Annotated in this window: 3 protein-coding genes; 2 read left to right on the top strand and 1 reads right to left on the bottom strand. The window is 66.9% G+C overall.

All coding sequences use genetic code 11. The annotated features are described in order from the left end of the window. On the bottom strand, window positions 1-254 hold a 254-nt coding region (locus ELR45_RS38620; protein WP_205856997.1), incomplete at its 3' end, for a GntR family transcriptional regulator. Between the two features lie 250 nt (window positions 255-504). On the opposite strand from ELR45_RS38620, the gene ELR45_RS21435 reads away from it, so the two are divergent. Together ELR45_RS21435 and ELR45_RS38615 are read left to right on the top strand one after the other, a co-directional pair. Next, complete coding sequence (locus ELR45_RS21435; RefSeq protein ID WP_129668175.1) at window positions 505-1,278, top strand: cyclase family protein; 774 nt, start codon at window positions 505-507, stop codon at window positions 1,276-1,278. Next, window positions 1,275-1,497: thiamine pyrophosphate-binding protein (locus tag ELR45_RS38615; protein WP_276320714.1), on the top strand; the 223-nt coding region annotated here is incomplete at its 3' end. The genes ELR45_RS21435 and ELR45_RS38615, both read left to right, overlap by 4 nt.

The raw sequence follows: 1,497 nt of genomic DNA, 5'->3' as shown, positions 1-1,497 counted from the left end.
TCCCGGCGCTCCTTGAGCAGGCGCGTGCGCGCGTCCGGGCTGACGAACATTCCGATCCCTCGCCGTTTGTAGAGCACACCTTCGTCGACCAGCTGGGCGAAGCCCTTAGCCGCGGTCGCCGGGTTGATCCGGTAGAAGGCCGCGTACTGATTGGTGGACATGACCTGCTCGTCCGCTCCTAGCTCACCGCTGAGGATCTCGTTCTTGATCGCCTCCGCGATCTGGTAATAGATCGGGCTCCGATCGTCGAACATGGCACCTCCCCGCGGTTCGTTGGTTCATAGGTTCATTACTTGACTAATGAACCGTAGCACCAACTAACCTCTCACGCCAGTTCAGTTATCCACACCCTCGCCCTGACCCTGGACTCCCGGGACCGAAGGCAGGAGGATGATCAGCGACCCGTTTCCCGCGACGCCGACACGGCCGGCGGGACACAGCGCGCCGGCCACGAGAACCGGACGGGCCGACGCAGCACCCGAGCCTGCAAGGAGTCTGACCTACATGTCCGTCCTCAACGACCTCGCACAGGCCATGGCCAGCGGGAAGATCGAGACGATCGACCTGACCGCGCCGCTGCGGCCGTCCACGCCCGTGCTGGTGCTCCCGGAGCCGTTCGGCCAGACGGCCACCTTCCAGCTCGAGGAGATCAGCCGGTATGACGACCGTGGCCCCGCCTGGTACTGGAACAACATCAAGACAGGCGAGCACACCGGAACCCACCTCGACGCACCCAACCACTGGATCACCGGCCGGGACGGGGACGATGTGTCGCAGCTGCCGCTCACCCGGCTCGTCGCACCGGCCGCGGTGATCGACGTGAGCGCGCAGGCACAGGACGACCCGGACTTTCTGCTGGAGGTCGACCACATCAAGGCGTGGGAAGCAGAGCACGGACCGCTGCCTGCCGGCGGCTGGCTCTTACTCCGCACCGGGTGGGACGCGCGCAGCGGCAGCCAGGATGAGTTCCTCAACACCGATGCCACCGGCCCGCATACGCCTGGGGTGAGCGTGCAGTGCGCCACGTGGCTGGCCGAGGAGGCACCCATCACCGGTCTCGGCGTGGAGACTGTCGGCACCGACGCGGGCAGCGCCCACTCGTTCGAGCCGCCGTTCCCGTGTCATGCATTCCTGCTCGGCGCCGGCAAGTATGGACTCACCCAGCTGCAGAACCTCGAGCGTCTTCCGGCTACGGGTGCGCTCGTCATCGCAGCGCCGCTGCCGATCGTGGGTGGATCGGGCAGCCCAGCCCGCGTCCTGGCCATGGTGGAACGATGAACGTCGCGGAATCGGTCGGCCGGACGCTGGCCGGACTGGGAATCCGCCAGGTGTTCGGGGTGGTCGGCAGCGGCAATTTCCACGTCACCAATGCGCTGGTCGCAGCAGGCGCTCGGTACGTCGCCGCCCGGCATGAGGCCGGTGCGGCGACCATGGCTGATGCCTATGCCCGGATGAGCGGCGAGGTCTCGGCCGTCACGCTGCACCAGGGTTGTGGCC

The sequence above is a fragment of the Phytoactinopolyspora endophytica genome, assembly GCF_004138495.1.
In the GTDB taxonomy this organism is placed as follows: Bacteria; Actinomycetota; Actinomycetes; order Jiangellales; family Jiangellaceae; genus Phytoactinopolyspora; species Phytoactinopolyspora endophytica.
The sequence above is the reverse complement of the archived record's forward strand: the minus strand, read 5'-3'. Positions and strand labels throughout refer to the sequence as shown.